This is a genomic window from Proteobacteria bacterium CG1_02_64_396 (assembly GCA_001872725.1).
Classification (GTDB): Bacteria; Pseudomonadota; MNWR01; order CG1-02-64-396; family CG1-02-64-396; genus CG1-02-64-396.
Window position 1 is genome coordinate 22,715 of sequence record MNWR01000008.1, and the last position, 19,786, is coordinate 42,500.

Here is a 19,786-nt window from a genome sequence, read left to right on the forward strand (position 1 = left end):
GATATTCCGGTGGCGCTGGATTGGCGCCGTCCCCCTGCCACCGAGGCGGTGGGGCTGATCGCCCTGGATTCGCGCGAGGTGGTGGCGGGTCGGGGTTTGGTCATCCGCAGCCGCGACCCTGAGCAGGCCAGTGGTTATGCCCAGGCCGCCGCCGACAGGGGGGCCGCCTGGATCATCGCTGCTCCAGGAGTGCTCGTCCCCGAAACCCTGCCCGGCTCTGTGGCGCTGGCCGAGTGCGACGATCCGGCCCGGTGGGCCGGTTGGGCGGCGCAGCGGCTCGCAGGTAATCCCGCCAAGCGGCTGCACCTGGTCGGGGTGACCGGGACCAACGGCAAAAGCACGGTGGTGCATTTGATTGAGCAGGTGGCCCGTCATTTGGGGCGCAGTTGGGGGCGGATCGGCACCACCGGCCACTTCATTGCCGGACACGACCTGCCGACCCGCCACACCACCCCCGACGCGGTGGCGTTGGCGGGGCTGTTGGGGCAGGCGGTGCAAGGGGGGGACGAGGGGGTGGCGATGGAGGTTTCCTCCCACGCCCTAATGCAGGGGCGGGTCGCGGGTCTGGAATTCGCGGTGGCGGTGTGGACCAGCTTTTCGCGCGATCACCTCGACTACCACGGCGACATGGAGGCGTACCGGGATGCCAAGGCGCGGCTGCTGGCCCAGAGTCGTTACCGGATTCTGAGCCGTGGTACCTGGAGCGACGACCTGCCGGGGGAGGCCCGTTACGGGCAGGACGATCTTGAAGATCTGCGCCAGGAGCGCAGTGGGATGCACTTCACCGCCAGGGGCCCGTGGGGCGCGGTGGCGGTGCAAACCTCGCTGATCGGGCAATACAACGCCATGAATTTGCTGGCGGTGTTGCATGTGGCCCATGCCCTGGGCTGGCCGTTGGATCGGGTGGTCGCGGCCTTAAGCAAGGCGACCGGGGCGCCGGGGCGCATGGAGCGGGTGGGCGGGGCGGGACCGTTGGTTCTGGTCGATTACGCCCACACCCCCGACGGTCTTGAGGCGGCGCTCGGGGCGGTGATGCAGCTGCCCCACAGCCGGGTGACGGTGCTTTTTGGCGCCGGTGGGGACCGGGATGCGGGCAAGCGCCCCTTGATGGGGCAGGCGGCCAGCCGAGCCGGGAGGATCGTTCTGACCGACGACAACCCACGCGGCGAGGATCCGGCGGCGATCCGGGGGCAGATTCGGGCCGGAATCGTAGCCGGGGTTGAGGTGATCGAGATCGACGACCGGGGCACCGCCATCGAGGTCGCCATCGCCCGAGCCGCCGACGACGAGATTGTTTTGATCGCCGGCAAGGGGCACGAGACGACCCAGACGGTGGGGGGGCGGGTGCTCCCCTTCGACGACCGGCAGGTGGCGGCTCAAGCGCTACTCCATCGTGCCGGGAAAACCCCTTCATGAGTTCGGGCAATCGGTTGCTGGAGCGGTCGCTGAAAACACTCGGAGTGGCGTTCGCCCCCCCCTTGGGGCAAACGCCGACCGGGCTGGGGATCGACAGCCGCACCATCGGTCCGAACGAGATTTTTCTGGCCTACCGGGGCGAGCACTTCGACGGCCACGACTTCGTGGCCCAGGTTGGCCAGCGCGGGGTGGCGGGGGCGGTGGTACGCAGCGATTGGGATGGCCCGAGCCATCTGCCGCTGGCCCGGGCCGACGATCCCAACGCCCTGCTTGGCCGCTGGGGCGCCGCCCAGCGGCGGATTTGGGGGGGTAAGGTGGTCGGGGTGACCGGCTCCAGCGGCAAGACGACGGTGAAGGATCTGCTGGCGGCGGGGTTGGCTGATGGCTCGGGTGACACCGTACTGGCGACCCGAGGCAACCTCAACAACCTGATCGGGGTGCCGCTGACCCTGCTGCGTTTGGGTGAAGAACACCGGCTGGCAGTGGTGGAGATGGGGATGAACGCCCGGGGCGAAATCGCCCAACTCAGCCGTTGGGCCGCCCCCGATGTGGGGGCGATCGTCAACGTCGGTGCCGCCCACTCAGGCATGCTCGGCGGTCTCGATGGGGTGCGGCGGGCCAAGCTTGAGATCGCCTCGGGGATCGCCCCCGGCGGGGTGCTGGTGCTGCCCGAGGGGCTGAACGGCGCCCCGCTTCGCCCCGATCTGAAGGTGTTGCGCTTTGGCGAGGGGGAGGGCTGCGACGTGCAGGTCGTGGCGCGGCGCCCCAGCGGGACGGGGCAGCACCTTCGCTTGAGGGCAGAGGGGCAAACGGTTGAGGTTGATCTGCCACTGCCTGGCCCCCATCAAGGGGGGAACGTGGCGGCGGCGCTGGCGGTGGGGCTGGGGTTGGGGCTCGACCTTCAGAGGATGGCCAGGCGATTCGAGGCGATGACCCCTCCCGTGGGGCGGATGAACCGGGCGGGAGACTTCGGCGCGGTGACCCTTTGGGACGACACCTACAACGCCAACCCCGACTCGGTGCTGGCCGCCTGGCGTGCCATTGAGGAGCAAGCGGCTTTAGGTGGCGGCGAGCCGGTGCTGGTGCTCGGTACCCTCAAAGAGGTCGATCCCGCCGATCCTGCCTGGGGGCGACTGACCGGAGCGCTGGTCTCGGGCAGGGGCCGGTTGGTGGTGGTGGGGGACGAAGCGCTGGCCTGCCGTTTTCAAGGGATGGGGTCTCGCTGCCAATCCTTCGCAACCCAGGAGCAGGCGCTGGTGGCGCTGGCCGATTGGTGGCCCGAAGCGGGGGCGGTGGTATTGAAAGGCAGTCGGGCCGCCCGGATGGAGCGGCTTTTGGGGGGGGTGCAGGAGCGAATGAATCGGATTGAGATGCGGGGCAAAGCATGATTTACCACTTGGCGATGGCGTTTCAGGACCAAATCAGCGGCCTGAATCTGTTCCGGTACATCACATTCCGGGCAATCGGGGCGTTGCTTACCGGTCTGGTCATCGCCTTAGCGTTGGGCCCCGCGACGATCCGGCGGCTGGCGCTGTGGCAAGGCAAGGGGCAGCCGATCCGCACCGACGGTCCCCCCGCCCATCTATTAAAATCGGGAACCCCCACCATGGGGGGGCTGTTGATTTTGCTGGCGATGGTCATGGCCTCTTTGCTTTGGGCTGAGTGGACCAACCCCCTGGTCTGGGTGGTTTTGTTGACCACCGCCGGATTTGCCGCCATCGGCTACTGGGACGACTACCTCAAGCTGATCCGCCGCGATCCCAACGGCATGCCGTCCCGCTACAAGTTTTTGTTACAGCTCATCGTCGCCTTGATCGCGGCGATGGCGCTCAGCGCCCTGGGGATGGCCGACCGGGCGGGGGGCGATCTGGTGATCCCCTTCCTCAAGACGGTCCATTGGGATTTGGGCGCCTGGTGGATCCCCTTCGTGGTGCTCGTGGTGGTCGGCACCGCCAACGCGGTCAATCTGACCGACGGCCAAGACGGATTGGCGATTGGCCCCGCCATGGTGGCGGCGGTGGTGCTGGCCGCCATCGTCTACCTGTCGGGTCACGCCAAATTCAGTGAGTACCTGTTGCTCCCCTACGTGCCGGGAGCGGGGGAGATCGCGGTGATCCTCTCCTCGTTGACCGGGGCGGGACTCGGTTTTCTCTGGTTCAACGCCTATCCGGCCCAGGTCTTCATGGGTGACATCGGGGCGCTGGCCATCGGAGGGCTGCTGGCGGTGGCGGCGGTGGTGGTGGGGCAAGAGCTGCTGCTGCTGCTGCTCGGGGGGATTTTCGTGGTCGAGGCGCTCTCGGTCATGGTCCAGGTCGCCTCGTTCAAACTGCGGGGCAAACGGGTGCTGCGCATGGCTCCGATCCACCACCATTTCGAACTCAAGGGGTGGGCCGAACCGAAGATCACGGTGCGGTTTTGGATTATTTCGATCGTGTTGGGGCTGCTGGCCCTGGCGACGTTGAAGGTGCGCTGATGCGTGTCGATTGCTGGATCCTGGGGGTGGGAATTTCGGGGGCCGGTTTGGCCCGCGCCTTGAGCGGTCGCGGTCTGACCCTGGCGCTGAGCGACGACAAGATGGATCCCGCCACCCTGCAAACCCTAGCTGCTGAACTCGGGGCGCAGGTGTGGCCGGTCGATCCGGCCCTGGTGGCGCAGGCGGCGGCGATCACCCCCGCCCCCGGCATCCGGCCCGAGCACCCGGTACGGGCGGCGGCGCAGGGGGCGGGCAAGGTGGTGGGCGATGTGGAATGGCTGGCCCGGCTGCGCCCCGAACGGCTGCTGTGCGCCATTACCGGCACCAACGGCAAGTCGACGATCACCGCCCTGATCGCCCATCTGCTCGGGGTGGCTCCCAGCGGCAACATCGGTCGGGCGGCGGGGGAGGCGATTGCCGAGGTCGATACCGGCCCGCTGGTGGTCGAGGTTTCGAGTTTTCAGGCCGAGTTGGTCGCGACGGTGAAACCCAAGGTGGGGATCTACGCCAACCTGGCCCCCGATCATTTCGACCGCTATCCCGATTTGGCCGCCTACCACGCTGCCAAGGGGCGTTTGTTCGAGCGCATGGGATTGGGCGACACCCTGATCGTCGGGGCGGGGATTCCGACCGATTGGCTGGAGGATCGCCGTCGCGCCGGGGTTGAGGTGGTCGAGGTTGCCGAAAGCGACGATCCCCTGCTCGGCAGCGGCTTTGAAAATTTGCCGCTCCAACTGATCGGACGCCCCAACCGCTGGAACGTCGCGGTTGCGATTTTGGCGGCGCGGCAGCTCGGGCTCGACGAGGGGGTGCTCACTCGGCGGTTGTTGAGCTTCGAGCCGCTGCCCCACCGCATGGTGCCGGTGGCCCAAACCGGTTCGCGGCTGTGTGTCGACGATTCGAAGGCGACCAACGTGCACGCCGCCGCCGCCGCCTTACGCGGTTGGGCGCGGGGCGCTGGGGCGCTGTGGTGGATCGTCGGGGGGCTGGCCAAGGAGTACGACTTTTTAGAACTGGCCGCCGCCGCTCAGGGTTTAGAGATCCATCCCCTCTACTTCGGCAAGGATGGCCCCCGCATCGCAGCCCAGCTTCAGCCGCTGTTGGGGGGTGAGGTGGTCGCCGACATGGCGGCAGCGTTGGATCGGGTCTCAGGGGAGGGGGCGGTGCTGCTCTCGCCGGCCTGCGCCAGCTTCGATCTCTACACCTCGTTCGGGCAGCGGGGCGATCACTTCGCCGATCTGTGTCGGCAGCGGTTCGGGGCGCCGACGGCGCATCGGGTCGGCGCGTGAGCGTCGCCCTTCACGGCCACGGCTCCAGTCAGCGCCGACCGCTCCAGGTTTTTGTCGATCCCTGGATGCTCGGGATTGTACTGGCGTTGATTTCGGTGGGGGTGGTGTTCGTCTTTTCGGCCTCGGTCTGGTGGGCCCAGGCCGACCGGGGCGATCCCTACTTCTACCTGCGCCGCGAGGTGCTCTACGTCCTGATCGGCCTGACCTTCATGACCCTGGGGTGGGCGGTCGACTACCGGCGGCTGGCGGTGTACCGCAAGTGGATTTTTGGTTTGGCGGTCTTCGGGATGATGGCCACCTTCATGCCGGGGCTGCGGGTCGAACTCAACAACGCCAACCGCTGGATCGACATCGGCATGGTGACGGTTCAACCCATCGAGTTCGCCAAGATTGCGGTGATCGTCTACATGGCCAGCTTCTTCGTGCGACGCCAAGACCGCATTCAGGAGTTCTGGCGGGGGCTCTTCCCCCCCTTGGTGGTCATGGGGTTCATGGTCGCCATCGCCATGCGTCAGCCCGATTTTGGCGGGGCGATGATTATGGTGGCGGTCACCGCGCTGCTCTTTGTGATTGCGGGCGCCTCGCTGGTGCAGATGTTCGCCCTGCTGGCGATTGCCACCTCGTTTGCGACGGTAGCGGTCGGTTGGGCCGGGTATCGACAGGATCGGCTGACCGCGTTTCTCAACCCTGAGGCCGATCCACTGGGCAGCGGCTACCAGTTGCTGCAATCGCTCTACGCGTTCGGCCACGGGGGCTTAAGCGGGGTGGGGCTGGGGGAGTCGGTGCAGAAGGCCTTCTATCTGCCCGAATCGTTCAGCGATTTCATCCTGGCGATTGTGGGTGAAGAACTCGGGTTGATCGGCACCCTGGTGCTGCTGGGGCTGCTGGCGCTGTTTTTCGTGCGGGGGATGGTGATCGCCCGTTACGCCCGTGATGAGTTCGGCTACCTGCTCGCCTCGGGATTAACCCTGCTCATCACCGTCGAGGGGGCGATCAACGCCGCCGTGGTGATGGGGGCGCTGCCGACCAAGGGGCTGACTTTCCCCTTTGTTTCGTATGGCGGCAGCTCCTTGATGATGAGCTGCTTCTTGGTCGGGGTGCTGCTCAACATCTACCGGCAAGGGGAGCTGGCCCGGCGCAACCGGGCGGTCGCCGGGGCATGAAAGCGCCGAATCTGGTCATTGCGGGGGGGGGGACCGGCGGTCATGTCTTCCCCGCCCTGGCGGCGGCCAACGCCTGGATGGCCCGTCACCCCGGCGCCAAGGTGCTCTTCATCGGCGGCGAGCGGGGGCTTGAGAACAAGCTGGTTCCCGAGGCGGGGTTCGAGCTGATCGCCCTGCCGGTGGCGGCCTGGGTCGGCAAGCGCTGGGGCCATCGCCTCAAGGTCTTGATCGACCTGCCGGTGGCGCTATGGCGGGCCTACCGGGCGATCCGCCGGGTTGATCCGGTGGCGGTGCTGGCAGTCGGGGGATACGCGGCTCTGGCCGGTGGGGTGGCGGCAAGGGTGGCGCGGGTGCCGCTCTTGGTCCACGAGCAAAACGGCCGGGTAGGACGCACCAACCGGATTTTGGGGCGGCTCGCCGCCCGGCGGATGACCGGCTTTCCCGAGGCGGGATGGGGCGTCCCGACGGTGATGGTGGGCAACCCGGTGCGCACGGCGTTGTTCCAGGGCGACGGCCCCCGCGACTGTTTGGCGGTCTTGGGGGGGAGCCAAGGGGCGCGCAGTCTCAACCGGGGGATTCCGGCGGCGCTGGCCTGGTGGAAGCGCCAGGGGGGGCAGATTCCCCCGGTGCTGCACCAAAGCGGGGTTAGCGAGGCCGACGAGGTTCGGGGTGCCTACGCGCAAGCGGGGATCGAGGCGCAGGTGCTCCCCTTTGTGGCCGATATGGGCGGTTTTTATGGTCGGGCGGGGCTCTTGGTGGCGCGCTCCGGGGCGATGACGGTGGCCGAGATCGCCGCCACTGCCACCCCGGCGGTGCTGGTGCCGCTCCCCTGGGCCGCCGATGACCACCAGAGCGCCAACGCCGCCGCATTGGCCGATCTGGGGGGGGCGAAGGTTGCCAAGGAACCGCTGGAGGCAGAAACGCTGGGGCGCTTGCTGGCCGAACTTTGGGGTGACGAGACGACGCGGCAACACATGGCAGTCCAAGCCCGCACCATGGCCCGACCCGACGCAGCCGCAAGAATCGTGAACGAGATCGAGCAGATCGCAGGCATCGAGACCCAACAGGGGCATTCGTGAACAACGCAACCAACCTCGACATCGCCGACATGCACCTGCACATCGTGGGGATCGGCGGCATCGGTATGAGCGGCATCGCCAAGGTGCTGTTGACCCAGGGGTTCACGGTCAGCGGTTCCGATCTGCGCCGCTCCGAGCCGGTCGAGGCGTTGGAGCGGGCCGGGGCGCGGGTGTTTATCGGCCACGCCGCCGAGAACATCGAGGGGGCGACTGCGGTGGTGATCTCCTCGGCGGTGAAAGCCGACAACCCCGAGGTGGTCGAGGCCCGCCGCCGTCGCATCCCGGTGGTGCCGCGCGCCGAGATGCTGGCCGAGTTGATGCGCTTCAAAGCGGGGATCGCGGTGGCCGGCACCCATGGCAAGACCACCACCACCTCGCTGGTGGGCTGGCTGCTGGCGCAAGCGGGGCTCGATCCGACCCTCATCATCGGCGGCAAGGTCAACGCCTTCGGCACCAACGCGGTGCTCGGTCGGGGCAAATACCTGGTCGCCGAGGCCGACGAGTCGGACGGCACCTTCCTCCACCTGACCCCAACAGTGGCGGTGGTGACCAACATCGACCCGGAGCATTTAGATCACTACGGCACCTTCGAGGCGTTGCAAGAGGCGTTTCATCGCTTCGTGCAGTCGGTCCCGTTTTATGGCCGCGCCGTGGTCTGCGTCGACCATCCGGTGGTGCAGCAGCTGCTGCCCGATTTGACCCGTCCGGTGACCACCTACGGATTTTCGGCCGCCGCCCAGATGCGGGCCAAGGCGCTGGGCAGCGGCCGTTTTCAGGTCACCGCCTTCGGGCAGGACTGGGGCATCTTCGAGCTGCCGTTGCCGGGCAAGCACAACGTTCTCAACGCCCTGGCGGCGTTGGGGGTGGGGCACTTTCTCAAGCTCGACGTCGAGACGATGCGGGCCGCGCTGGCCAGCTTCGGCGGGGTAGGGCGGCGCTTCGAGCCGGTGGGGGAGCGGGACGGGGTGACGGTGATCGACGACTACGGCCACCACCCCAAAGAGGTGGAGGCGGCGCTGGAGGCGGGGCGCGAACGTTTCGGCGACCGACGCCTGGTGGTCTGTTTTCAGCCCCACCGCTACAGCCGCACCCATGATTTGTTCGAGGATTTTTGCCGCGCCTTTAACCACGCCGACTGTTTGCTGGTGATGCCGATCTACGCGGCCGGGGAGTCCCCCATTGAGGGGATCGACAGCCAGGCGCTGGTTGAGGGGATTCGGGCCCACGGCCACCCCTGCGTCGAGCTGGCGCCGGAGGATCCCCAAGGGCTGCTCGACGCCACCCTGAAATCGGGGGATGTGCTCATCACTTTAGGGGCGGGCAGTGTGACGCAAGTCGGCAGGCGTTGGGTGGGGGGGCACGCATGATCGCGCGCCCCAACGAACCGATGGCGCTGCACACCACCTGGCACCTGGGGGGGGCCGCCGATTGGTTCTTGCAACCCGAGACCGTTGGGCAGTGGTTCGACTGGTGTCGGGATCACCCGGTGGAGGGTCCGCTGCTGGTGATCGGGCGGGGAAGCAACATCTTGGTGCGGGACGGCGGGGTGGCCGGAACGGTCCTTTCGACCAAGCAGTGGAAGGGGCTGACGGTTCAGGCCGACGGTCGGGTGCGTGCCGAGGCGGGGGTGGCGGTTGCCTCCTTAAGCCGTGCCGCGCTCGACAAGGGGCTGACCGGCATCGAGTTTCTGGTCGGCATCCCCGGTTCGGTCGGGGGGGCAATCCGAATGAACGCAGGTGCCCACGGCGGCGAAATCGGCCCCCTGGTCACCGAGGTGGTGACCTGCGACCGCCACGGCAAGCGCAAGGTGTGGCGGGGCGATGAGATTCAGTGGCGCTATCGCCATTCCTCGATTCCCGAAGATCAGATCGTGGTTGAGGTGGCGCTGGAGCTACGCCCCGGCGAGGGGGGGGCGATCCGCAGCAAAATGGCGGCGATCATCGAGCGGCGCAACGCCACCCAGCCGTTGCATCGCCTCAACGCAGGTTCGGTGTTTCGCAATCCCGACGGCGATTATGCCGCCCGGTTGATCGAGGCGGCGGGACTCAAGGGGGCCAAGGTCGGAGGGGCGCAGGTCGATCCGATGCACGCCAATTTTATTACCCACGAGGGCGACGCCAGCGCCGCCGACGTGGAGCGGTTGATCGCCATGGTGCAAGAACAGGTTCATGCGAGGTTCGGTGTGACGTTGGTGCGTGAGGTGCAAATCGTGGGGAGGCCGGCATGAAGGTGCTGTTGCTGGCGGGGGGGCGCTCCGTCGAGGCCGAGGTTTCCCAAACCAGCGGCAACGCGGTCGAGGCGGCGCTGAAAAACCTCGGTTTCGAGGTGGTGCGGGTCGATCCCGAGGCCGACGGTCTAGAGGCGTTGCTGCGCTGCGAGGCCGAGGTCGCCCTCTTGGTCACCCATGGTCGTTATGGGGAAGACGGCGCCCTGCAGGGGGTGCTGGAGTGGCTGAAGATCCCCTACACCGGCTCGGGGGTCGCCGCCTCGGCCATCGCCATGGACAAAAGCCGCACCCGAATTCTGGCCCAGGCGGTCGGGGTGCGGGTGGGGGAGCAGATCGTGCCGGGGGCGGGGATTCCCCCCGGACGTTGGGTGGTCAAGCCGCAGCTCGAAGGTTCCAGCGTGGGCATCACCATCAGCGATGATCCCGAAATCTTGATGCAGGCCCAGGCCGAGCTGCTCGATCAGGGGGTGCCGGTGGTGGTGGAGCGCTTCGTGGCCGGGCGTGAGATCACGGTGCCGGTCTTCGAGGGACGCGCCATGCCGCCCGTTGAGATCCGGGTCGATCAAGGTTTTTACGACTACACCCACAAATACACCGGCGGCACCCAGTACGACGCCCCGGCGCAGATCGGCGAGGCGGCGACCGCCGCCTGCCAGCAGGCCGCCGAGGCGACCTATCGGGCGGTGGGGTGCCGGGGATTGGCGCGGGTCGATTTCATCCTGCCCGAGGGGGAGGAGCCGGTGATGCTCGAAATCAACACCCTGCCGGGCATGACCGGCAAATCGCTGGCCCCCATGTCGGCCAAGGCGATGGGGTGGAGCTTCGATGATCTGATCGCCCGGCAGTTGGCAGCGGCGCGGCTGGGATCCTGATGGGCGGCCAGATGGAGCGGCGTCCCTGGGAACGGTGGGCGGCGCTGGCCGGATTGCTGGCGGTGGTGGGCGGTGCGGTAACGGTCGGGGCGATGCAACTGCCGACGGCGCGGTTGGAACTGACCGGCCCCGACGATCTGACCGGTCCGGCGCGGGCGGCGGTCGCCCCGCTGGTGGCGGGTAAAAGCCTGGCCACGGTTGAGCTCGATCCGGTGTTGGGGGCAGTGTTGTCCGATCCGTGGGTCGCCACCGCCAAGATCATGCGGCGTTGGCCCGACCGGTTGGAGGTCGCTCTGAGTGAAAAACGGGGGGCGGGATTGGCCCATCGTGAGGGGGTGCTGGGGTGGATCGATCCCGATGGGGTCTGGATCGCCCCCGCCGAGCCCCGCCATCCCCCCGAGGGGGTGGTGCTCGAAGGGGGGGAGGATCCCCAGGGTTGGCGGGCGCTGCTTGCCGCCGAGGCGGCGTTGCAACAAGTGGCGCCCGGTTTGACCCGCTACGTGGCCCACCTGCATCGGGACGGTCGGGGGCGCCTATCGGCGGTGCTGCGTAGTGGCGGGGTGGTGCGGTTTGGAAGTGGCGATCCGAGCGCCTCGTGGCAGCGGCTGGAGCGGGTCGCCGCCGACGATCCCAAGGTGCTGCAAAGTCCCCATCTGATCGACCTGGGGGTGCCCAAGGCGGTGCTGGTTCGCACGCTGCAGGGCAGTACATCGTAATTCGACGGGGTTTCAGGCCCCGAGAAGCTGTTTTTACAGGAGGTCGCAATGGCCAAGACCAATCCCATCGTGGTGGGACTCGACATCGGGACGACCAAAATTGCTTGCCTCGTGGGGGAGGTCACCCCCGAGGGAGAGGTGAACATCATCGGGGTCGGCACCCACCCCTCTTTCGGTTTACGCAAGGGGGTGGTGGTCAACATCGACAAGACCGTCGCCTCGATCCGTCAGGCAGTAAACGAGGCCTCGATGATGTCGGGGGTCGACATCACCAGCGTGGTCACCGGAATCGCCGGTAGCCACATCGCCTCGCTCAACTCGACCGGGGTGGTGGCGGTGAACAATCCCAAAGAGATCAGCCAGAAGGATGTCGAGCGGGTGCTGGAGGCCGCCTCGACCCACCGTTGGGGGGGCGACCGCCACCTGCTTCATGTGGTCCCCCAGGAGTTCATCGTCGACGAACAGGATGGAATCACCGAGCCAGTGGGAATGGCCGGAACCCGCCTGGAAGCCCACGTCCACATCGTCACCGGGGCGGTGACCTCGGTCGACAACATCATCAAGTGCTGCCAGCGCTGTAGCCTCGATGTGGAGGACATCGTGCTGGAGCAAAAGGCCTCGGCGATGGCGGTATTGACCGAAGACGAGCGTGAACTCGGGGTTTGTGTGGTCGACATCGGCGGTGGCACCACCGACATCGCCATCTTCACCAACGGCGCCCTGCGCCACACCGGGGTGAAGGCGGTCGGCGGGGCGCATGTCACCAACGACATCGCCGTGGGGCTTTCGACTCCGATGCTGGAGGCCGAAAAAATCAAGGTGCAGTACGGCATCGCCACCGTCGAGGGATTGGGGGAGGGGGAGGACATCGGCATCGAGGTTCCCAGCGTCGGCGATCGGGTCAGCCGGCAGATCTCCCGCCATGTGCTCGCCTCAATCATCGAGGCGCGACTGGAGGAGCTTTTCGAGCTGGTCCGCCACGAGATCGAGTCCTCGGGCTATGGCGATTTGATCGCCTCGGGGGTGGTGCTCACCGGTGGCGCCAGCCAGATGCCGGGGTGTGTGGAGCTGGCCGAGGATGTCCTGGGTCGTCCGGTGCGTATGGGCAAACCGCGCTACGTCGGGGGGCTTAAGGATGTGGTCAACACCCCCATCCATGCCACCGGTACCGGCCTTTTGTTACACGCCGCCAAGCAGCGGGCCGCCGAGCAGCAGGCGCTGTTCCCCCGGGGATCGTCGCGGGGACGGCGAGAAAAAACCGGCCTGATCGGTCGGATGCGGCAGTGGATCGAAGAGCTTTTTTAAACCGGACCGGAAGAGGCCGGGCAGTTAATCAATAAACCGTTTTTGGCGCTCCCATCGGCGCCGAAGTCTGGGGGAGACCCCCCGAACAAACGATCGGTAGAGGAGGATCGACATGGCCATCGAATTCGACAACAGCATCGGGGAGGCCGACGTTGCACCACGTTCGCCCGCCTGCATTAAGGTCATCGGGGTTGGAGGCGCGGGATGCAATGCCGTCAACACCATGATCGAGCGGGGGGTAATGGGGGTGGAATTCATCGTCGCCAACACCGATGTCCAGGATTTGCGCCGCTCCAAGGCGGCCAAAAAAATCCACCTGGGCGACGAACTGACCCGCGGTCTGGGGGCCGGCATGAACCCCGAGGTGGGGCGTAAAGCGGCCGAGGAGGCCAGAGCCCTGATCGCCGACGCGCTGGAGGGGGCCGACATGGTCTTCGTCGCCGCCGGCATGGGGGGGGGGACCGGTTCCGGCGCCGCCCCCATTGTCGCCGAGGTCGCCCGCAGCCAAGAGGCCCTCACGGTGGGGGTCGCCACCATCCCCTTTGTCCACGAGGGGGGCAAACGCAACGAGATCGCCAAGCAGGGGATCGCCGATCTTGAGGAGCGGGTCGACACCCTGATTGCCATCCCCAACCAGCGGCTGATTTCGGTCATGCCCCGCAACGCGACCGTGCGCGATTCCCTGTTTTACGTCGACGGGGTGCTCTTCAACGCGGTGAAGGGGATCGTTGATCTGATTCAGTCCGAAGGGCATATGAACCTGGACTTCGCCGACGTCCGGGCGGTGATGAAAGACCGGGGCAAGGCGATCATGGGGATCGGTGAGGCGCAGGGTGAGGATCGGATGCTCCAGGCCACCATTCAGGCGCTCAAGCACCCTCTGCTCGAAGACATCGACATCAAGGGGTGTCAGGGGGTGCTGTACAACGTCACCGCCAACCCGGAATACCTGGGGCTGCACGAATTCAGCGATGCGGTCACCTACATTGAGCAGGCGGCGGGAGGCTCGGCCAAGATTATTCAGGGTCTGGTCTATGACGACACCATGCCTCCCGAGTTGGTGCGGGTGACGGTGGTCGCCGCTGGGATCGGTCAGGGGGAGCTGCGTCGCATGCGTCCAGTGACGGTCGAGCGTCCGGCGCCCCAGCAGGAGCGGGCAACCGGCACCTTTGGTGCCCATCCGGCCCAGCCCAGCATCGACACCCCGACCATCATCCGTCAGGGGGGGACGCATGTCCCTCGGCGTACCCGCAGTGGGGCGGTGCACAACAACCCCGAGCTGCCGGTCGAGGATCCCCTGGATGTGCCGACCTTCCTGCGTCGACAAGCCGACTGAGGATGGTCGCGCTTCAGGGTGGATGGACCCTGGAGCGTCCGGTTTGGCTTGAGGCAACCGCGCCCCTCGTGCGAGCGGTTGCAACGTGTGGTGAACCGACGGTCGCGCAACCGGCCGGGGGTGATGGCCCCCCTGTCCGGCGGCGCGGCCGATTCGCCAAACGGTTCGTTTCGGTGTTATGCTGCCCCGCAAAGCAGCAAAAGATTTTCCCTCCTCAAGATGAACAACTCCCGGTTCGAGTGGATTGATCCAGTCCAGCGCGTCATGCGTCAGCCGAACGGGTGCATCCGGGGATGGGGGTAAACCAGCTGGTTCGATGCCGAGAAGGGGTTCCACAGGTGGCCCTTTTGGACGGCATCCCACAAACATGGGTTGGAACATGATCGGCTGGAGGCCGGTTGGTCCGAACCGCAAACATTCAATAACCATCAAGGGATCGGTCGTGAAGTCGGTACGCATCGGAGGCGTTCCGTTCGAAGATCGACCCAAGGAAAGAACATCCACGTATGACCACCAAAATGCTGGTCCAGGCCGACCCGGAAGAGCTGCGCCTGGCAATCGTCGATACCGAACGCGACGAACTCCTCAACGTTGAAATCGAACCCGCCGACCACATCCAGACCAAAGGCAACATCTACAAAGCCAAGGTGGTCCGGGTCGAACCCTCCCTGCAGTCGGCCTTCGTCGAATATGGCGGACGCCGCCACGGTTTCCTCCCCTTCGGTGAAATCCATCCCTTTTACTACCGCAAGGGGGTCGATCCCAAGAAGCGTCCCCGCATTCAAGAGGCGATTGCCAACGGCACAGAACTCTTGATCCAGACGGTAAAAGAGGAGCGGGGGACCAAAGGGGCGAGCCTGACCACCTATCTGTCGCTGGCAGGGCGGTATCTGGTGCTGACCCCCATGTCGGATCGGGTCGGGGTTTCACGCAAAGCCGAGACCACCGGACAGCGCAAGCGGATGAAAGAGATCATCGCCAGCCTCGAAATCCCCGAAGGCATGGGGATCATCGTGCGCACCAACGGGTTGGATCAGCCCGAAAAAGAGATCAAACGCGATCTTGATTACCTGCTGCGTTTATGGCGCGGACTCGAAAAAAACCGGGATGAAACCAAGGGTGCGGCATTGCTGCACATGGAGTCCTCGCCGGTGATTCGGGCGATCCGGGAGTACTACAACGAGGAGATGGAAGAGATCCTCATCGACGACCCGGTGCTCTACCGCGATGCCAAGGACTACATGAAGGCGATCATGCCCAAGGCTGCCAAGGTGGTGCAGCGCTACAAGGGTAATGGGCCGCTATTCCAGGCATTCGGCATCGAAGCCAAGCTCGATATCATCCACCAACGCACCGTCAAACTCCCCTCAGGCGGCTCCATCGTTTTCGATGCCACCGAGGCGCTCACCGCCATCGACATCAACTCCGGCAAATCGACCAAGGAACACGGCATCGAGGAGACCGCCTACAAGACCAACCTTGAGGCTGCCAAGGTCATCGCCAAGCAGCTGCGTATGCGCGACATCGGCGGTCTGGTGGTCATCGACTTCATCGATATGGTGGGCAAGGAGCACATCAAGAACGTCGAAAAAGCGTTGGAAGAGGCCATGGAGACCGACAAGGCGCGGTTGCAATTCGGCAAGATCAGCGCCTTCGGTTTGCTTGAAATGACCCGGCAGCGTCTGCGCCCCGCCGTGCACGAGGCCCGCACCCGCGCTTGCCCCCACTGTCGGGGGACCGGGACGGTTCAAATTCCCGCCGCCCGGGCTTTGGCCCAGTTGCGGGCCATCGAAACCGAGGCCCGTAGCGGTCGCTATACCCAGTTGACCCTGGCCACCGATGCCGATACCGCCGTCTACCTGCTTAATGAAAAGCGCAGCGAGATCGACCGGATTCAGGAGCAATACGACCTGAAATTCCTGGTGGCGGTGGATCCGCATCGCGCCGAGACACACGGCTTCGAAATCGACCGGGAGCGCCGTAGCGGCGTCGTCAACGCCCCCAAAGAGCGGACCGAACGTCCCGCTGCCGCCAAGGATCAGCCGCAGACTCAAGTGGTCCCCGCAGCCAAGGCCGCAGCCGAAAACCCGGCCCCCGCCGCAGGTCGGCGTGGAGGACGTTCGGCCCCCATGGCGGCCCCGAGCAACGAGGCCAATCCCGGTGGATTGGGGTTCTTCGCACGCCTGCTGCAAGAGATGGAGATCCCCTCCTGGGGGATGGAATCCTCGACCGACAAAGCACAGGAACCGGAGCTCTTTGAGCCCGACATCGAAGCGGTGGTCGAAGCGCCCCTTGAAACGAGCCAAGTCGGCACCGACATCGCAGCAGAGATTGTCGAGAGCACTGCCGAGCCAGAGGCAGCACCCCGCAAACGAGCCCCCCGTCGCCGTAAACCGGCATTGAAGTCCTCCGAGCGCAAAGAGGAGGCTCCGAAGGAGAATTCCCCCCCCCAAGCGGCCCCCAAGCGGCGGGCACCCAAGAAAGCGCCCGCAAACAAAACGGGAACCGGCGAAAGCCAACAGGCGACCGAACAAGAGGGGGTTTCGAGCGGAGAGGGTGAAAAGGAGCCGACCAAAGGGGCTCGTCCCCGTCGTCGTCGGGGACGTCGCGGCAGTGGCAGTTCGGCGGCTGCGGGCGCGGCTGAAACCGGCGGCGGAGCAGGGGCCGCCGAGGCAGCGCCTGCCCCTGTTGCCCCCACCGAGCCGCAAGCATCGTGAGCCGTTACGAGGTTGTTGCCGAAGAGGCCGACGTCGGACGGCGTATCGACGCAGTGTTGGCAGCCCACCTTGAGGCGTTCTCCCGCAGTCGTGTGCAGGAGCTCATCAAAGAGGGGGCGGTGCTCGACCCATCGGGACAGCCGGTCAAAGGCAGCGTCAAAGTGGCCGAGGTAGGGGAGTCTTGGGTGGTCGAGGTGCCCGAGGTTCAACCTTGGTTCCTTGCTCCGAGTGATCGCCCCCTCGATATCCTGTATGCCGACGCCGATGTGGTGGTGGTGGTGAAACCGGCCGGGTTGGTGGTCCATCCCGGCGCGGGACAAGAGATCGACTCCTTAGCCGCCCGCCTGCTTTATTGGGCGCGAAACCAGGGTGGGGGGCTCTCGAACATCGGCGGTGTCGACCGCCCCGGCATTGTTCACCGCCTCGACCTCGATACCTCGGGGGTGATGGTGGTGGCCCTCAACGATCCGGCCCACCGCAAGCTTTCGCGTCAATTTTCAAATCACACCATCGAGCGGCGTTACCTGACCGTGTTGCATGGTGAGGTGCCGGTAATGCGCAAGGTCGATGCCCCCATCGGGCGTCATGCGCTCGACCGGATGCGCATGACGGTGCGCGAGGATGGCCGTCCCGCCCTGACCACCTTCTATTGTAAAGAGCAGTGGTCGACCGCCGCGCTGGTCGAGGCGGTGCTGGGCAGTGGCCGGACCCACCAAATCAGGGTGCACGCCCGCTACATCCGACATCCGGTAGTGGGCGATTCGGTGTACGGCTTTGCCCCCCGCATTCCAGCCAATGCCGACGAGGCGCAGCGCGACCTCATTCAGCACTTCCCCCGCCAGGCCCTACACGCCCAAACCTTGGGGTTCGATCATCCCGTCAGCGGCGAACGCCTGACCTTCACCGCCCCCCCGCCAGACGATATGGCGCTGCTCATCGAGGTGTTTCGGGCATGTGGTTGACCCACCCCGAGTGGGATCGTCGTGGCTGGGTGCACGGCTTTACCCAACGCAGTGGTGGCGTCAGCTCATCCCCCTACGAAAGCCTAAATCTGGGGGTGAATACCTGCGACGATCCGCGCAAGGTTCGAGAAAATCGCCGCTTGCTGGAGGTGCGGATTCCTGGACGGTGGCATCGGGCGCGGCAGGTGCATGGCAATCGGGTGGCGGTGGTGGTGGAGGGGGTTGAAGGCGATGATCGGGTTGAAGCCGACGCGTTGGTCAGCGACCGCCCCGACGTGGTATTGGCGGTGGGGGTGGCCGATTGCCTGCCGATCCTGATCGTCTGTCCCGATGTTGGGGCGGTGGGGGCGATCCATGCCGGTTGGCGTGGTAGCGTCGCCGGGGTGCTTCCCGAAACCATTCGGGTGCTTTGTGATCGCTACCAAGCTGCCCCCGAAGCGATGCAACTGCTCATGGGCCCCTCAATCCGTCCCTGTCATTACGAGGTCGACGCCCCGGTGATCGAGGCGGTGACCGGTCTGGGGCTCGATACCCCTGATGTTTTACAAGGAGAGGGGCTTCGACGCAGGCTCGACCTCATGATGTTCAATCGGCTGCTGGCCGAACGAGTCGGTGTCGAGTCGGCCCATATCGCACGACTCGACCTCTGCACCGTCTGCGAACAACATCGACTCTTTTCGTACCGCGCTCAAGGCCCCGAGACCGGGCGCATGAATGCCTTTATTGGATCGAAGGGGATCTGCCGATGAAGCAAAGCAGGTTATGGCTGGCCGCCGGGTTGGTCGCAATAAGTCTGTCAACCGCCTGTTCCCCCCCGCCCCCCCCCGAATCGCTGAGCGCCGATGAGCTATTTCAACGGGCTCAAGAGCACATGGATTACGCTCGGTGGGAGCCGGGCGCTCGTGCCTTTCAGGACATGATTCGCATCCACCCCTATGACGCCAAGGCCATCGAGGCGCAGTTGCGGTTGATCTACTCGCGATACCGCAACAATGAGCCCTTTGCAGCGTTGGCCGAGATCGATGCCTTCTTGTCCGAACATCCAAGACACCCTTTGGCGCCCTACGCCGCCTACATGAAGGGGTTGATCCACTTCGAGCAACGCTCCACCGCCGACCGGGAGCAGCGCGAAACCAAGGATGCCCTCTCTGCCTTCCGCGATTTGGTCGGTCGGTATCCCGATAGCCGTTACGAAGCCGACGCTCGGCATCGGATGGCTGAATTGCAGGGGCTACTGCTTGCCCACGAACTTGAAATTGCCCGTTACTATCAAGTGCGCGAACTTTGGGTTGCAGCGCTTTCCCGCTACATCGGCGTTGTCGACAACTCCGAAGCCACAGGCGCGACCCTGTTTGCCGCTTGGGAGGGGGCGGCTCAGGCTTATGAAGCACTGGGTCGTAGCGAGCGGGCCCAAGAGGCGCGTGAGGCGGCTCGACAGGCCAAGGCTCAAGAGGTATTGCAGTGGCAACAGAAAGGGGGCGATCTCTCCACCCCGCCCCAGGCAATCCCATGATTGTGGTCGCCAATCGCATTCCGGTCGCCGAGGGGCATGAAGAGGCATTTGTCGAACGTTTCAAAACCAGAGCCGGGGAGGTGGAGCGGCAGCCGGGCTTTATGAGGCTTGAGGTACTCAAGCCCCTGCAGAGCGACTACCACGTGGTGCTGACCTGGTGGCAGGACGAAGCATCCTTTAAGGCGTGGACAGAGTCCCCCGCTTTCGCTCAAGCCCATGCCCGCCGCCCAAAACCCGAAATGTTCGCCGGTCCCAATCAGTTCGAGATGCACGAAATCGTCATCCTTCAAGAACCAAGCCCTTCCCGCGAAGTATCCCAGTAGATCCTCCGCCTGCGGTCACACTCCTCCAGAGGTCGGCCATGACCCTCTCCCTCGATCCCAAGCAAGAAGTTCGGGTCATGATCGGCGCCAGCGAGGCCGACGCCGACCTGCTCTACGCATGCCGCATGTTTGTTCCCGATCCGGTGCTCTGCATTGTGCAGGGGGCGACCACCTACCTGTTTCTAAGCGAACTCGAATACGACCGGGGCACGCGCCAAGCTCGAGGATGCGTGGTTCTGCCGCTGGGTACCTTTGAACAGTGGTGGCGTGAACAAACCGGGGGTGCGAGGCCGAGTTTGGCGACTCTGGCTGGTAGCCTGATGATGGACCGGGGGATTGGGACGGTCACCGTTCCCAGCCACATGTCCATTGCCGCCGTGCGCGATTTGGAACGA

Annotated in this window: 18 protein-coding genes (1 of these 18 only partly in view); all 18 read left to right on the plus strand. The window is 65.5% G+C overall.

The genetic code is table 11. The annotated features are described in order from the left end of the window. Positions 1-3 precede the first annotated feature (3 nt). Positions 4-1,416, plus strand: coding sequence for a hypothetical protein (locus AUJ55_00785; GenBank protein OIO61266.1), 1,413 nt, complete (start codon positions 4-6; stop codon positions 1,414-1,416). Next, positions 1,413-2,804 (plus strand): hypothetical protein, encoded by a 1,392-nt coding sequence (locus AUJ55_00790; GenBank protein ID OIO61248.1) that lies wholly within the window; start codon positions 1,413-1,415, stop codon positions 2,802-2,804. Before AUJ55_00785 ends, AUJ55_00790 begins: the two co-directional genes overlap by 4 nt. Further along, positions 2,801-3,889, plus strand: a complete 1,089-nt coding sequence (locus AUJ55_00795) for a phospho-N-acetylmuramoyl-pentapeptide-transferase (protein ID OIO61249.1) — start codon at positions 2,801-2,803, stop codon at positions 3,887-3,889. Before AUJ55_00790 ends, AUJ55_00795 begins: the two co-directional genes overlap by 4 nt. After that, positions 3,889-5,178, plus strand: coding sequence for a UDP-N-acetylmuramoylalanine--D-glutamate ligase (locus AUJ55_00800; GenBank protein ID OIO61250.1), 1,290 nt, complete (start codon positions 3,889-3,891; stop codon positions 5,176-5,178). The genes AUJ55_00795 and AUJ55_00800 overlap by 1 nt, the downstream gene beginning before the upstream one ends. A 65-nt stretch (positions 5,179-5,243) precedes the next feature. Further along, positions 5,244-6,341 (plus strand): putative lipid II flippase FtsW, encoded by a 1,098-nt coding sequence (locus AUJ55_00805; protein ID OIO61267.1) that lies wholly within the window; start codon positions 5,244-5,246, stop codon positions 6,339-6,341. Continuing rightward, positions 6,338-7,420: an undecaprenyldiphospho-muramoylpentapeptide beta-N-acetylglucosaminyltransferase gene (locus AUJ55_00810; protein OIO61251.1), complete on the plus strand. Its 1,083-nt coding sequence runs from the start codon at positions 6,338-6,340 to the stop codon at positions 7,418-7,420. The genes AUJ55_00805 and AUJ55_00810 overlap by 4 nt, the downstream gene beginning before the upstream one ends. Positions 7,421-7,449: 29 nt before the next feature. Then, complete coding sequence (locus tag AUJ55_00815; protein ID OIO61268.1) at positions 7,450-8,787, plus strand: UDP-N-acetylmuramate--L-alanine ligase; 1,338 nt, start codon at positions 7,450-7,452, stop codon at positions 8,785-8,787. Beyond that, positions 8,784-9,647, plus strand: coding sequence for a UDP-N-acetylenolpyruvoylglucosamine reductase (locus AUJ55_00820; GenBank protein ID OIO61252.1), 864 nt, complete (start codon positions 8,784-8,786; stop codon positions 9,645-9,647). Before AUJ55_00815 ends, AUJ55_00820 begins: the two co-directional genes overlap by 4 nt. After that, positions 9,644-10,519, plus strand: a complete 876-nt coding sequence (locus tag AUJ55_00825) for a hypothetical protein (protein ID OIO61253.1) — start codon at positions 9,644-9,646, stop codon at positions 10,517-10,519. Before AUJ55_00820 ends, AUJ55_00825 begins: the two co-directional genes overlap by 4 nt. Continuing rightward, the gene (locus AUJ55_00830; GenBank protein OIO61254.1) at positions 10,519-11,235 is read left to right on the plus strand and encodes a hypothetical protein; all 717 of its coding nucleotides are present in this window, start codon (positions 10,519-10,521) and stop codon (positions 11,233-11,235) included. The genes AUJ55_00825 and AUJ55_00830 overlap by 1 nt, the downstream gene beginning before the upstream one ends. A gap of 48 nt (positions 11,236-11,283) precedes the next feature. Then, on the plus strand, positions 11,284-12,540 hold the full coding sequence (locus AUJ55_00835; protein ID OIO61255.1) for a cell division protein FtsA: 1,257 nt from the start codon (positions 11,284-11,286) through the stop codon (positions 12,538-12,540). A 112-nt stretch (positions 12,541-12,652) separates the two neighbouring features. Continuing rightward, complete coding sequence (locus tag AUJ55_00840; GenBank protein ID OIO61256.1) at positions 12,653-13,876, plus strand: cell division protein FtsZ; 1,224 nt, start codon at positions 12,653-12,655, stop codon at positions 13,874-13,876. Positions 13,877-14,382: 506 nt separating this feature from the next. Next, on the plus strand, positions 14,383-16,593 hold the full coding sequence (locus AUJ55_00845) for a hypothetical protein (protein OIO61257.1): 2,211 nt from the start codon (positions 14,383-14,385) through the stop codon (positions 16,591-16,593). Further along, on the plus strand, positions 16,587-17,555 hold the full coding sequence (locus AUJ55_00850) for a hypothetical protein (protein ID OIO61258.1): 969 nt from the start codon (positions 16,587-16,589) through the stop codon (positions 17,553-17,555). The genes AUJ55_00845 and AUJ55_00850 overlap by 7 nt, the downstream gene beginning before the upstream one ends. Then, positions 17,546-18,304 carry a hypothetical protein gene (locus tag AUJ55_00855; GenBank protein ID OIO61259.1) on the plus strand — a complete coding sequence of 253 codons (759 nt, stop codon included), beginning with the start codon at positions 17,546-17,548 and terminating at the stop codon, positions 18,302-18,304. Before AUJ55_00850 ends, AUJ55_00855 begins: the two co-directional genes overlap by 10 nt. After that, positions 18,301-19,068: a hypothetical protein gene (locus AUJ55_00860; protein OIO61260.1), complete on the plus strand. Its 768-nt coding sequence runs from the start codon at positions 18,301-18,303 to the stop codon at positions 19,066-19,068. Before AUJ55_00855 ends, AUJ55_00860 begins: the two co-directional genes overlap by 4 nt. Continuing rightward, positions 19,065-19,391 carry an antibiotic biosynthesis monooxygenase gene (locus tag AUJ55_00865; GenBank protein OIO61261.1) on the plus strand — a complete coding sequence of 109 codons (327 nt, stop codon included), beginning with the start codon at positions 19,065-19,067 and terminating at the stop codon, positions 19,389-19,391. The genes AUJ55_00860 and AUJ55_00865 overlap by 4 nt, the downstream gene beginning before the upstream one ends. Positions 19,392-19,429: 38 nt before the next feature. Further along, a protein-coding gene (locus tag AUJ55_00870; protein ID OIO61262.1) for a hypothetical protein crosses the window boundary here: on the plus strand, positions 19,430-19,786 show its start. The gene runs 795 nt beyond the window's last position; 357 of the gene's 1,152 nt are visible here — the first part of the coding sequence; it begins with the start codon at positions 19,430-19,432; the stop codon falls past the right edge of the window.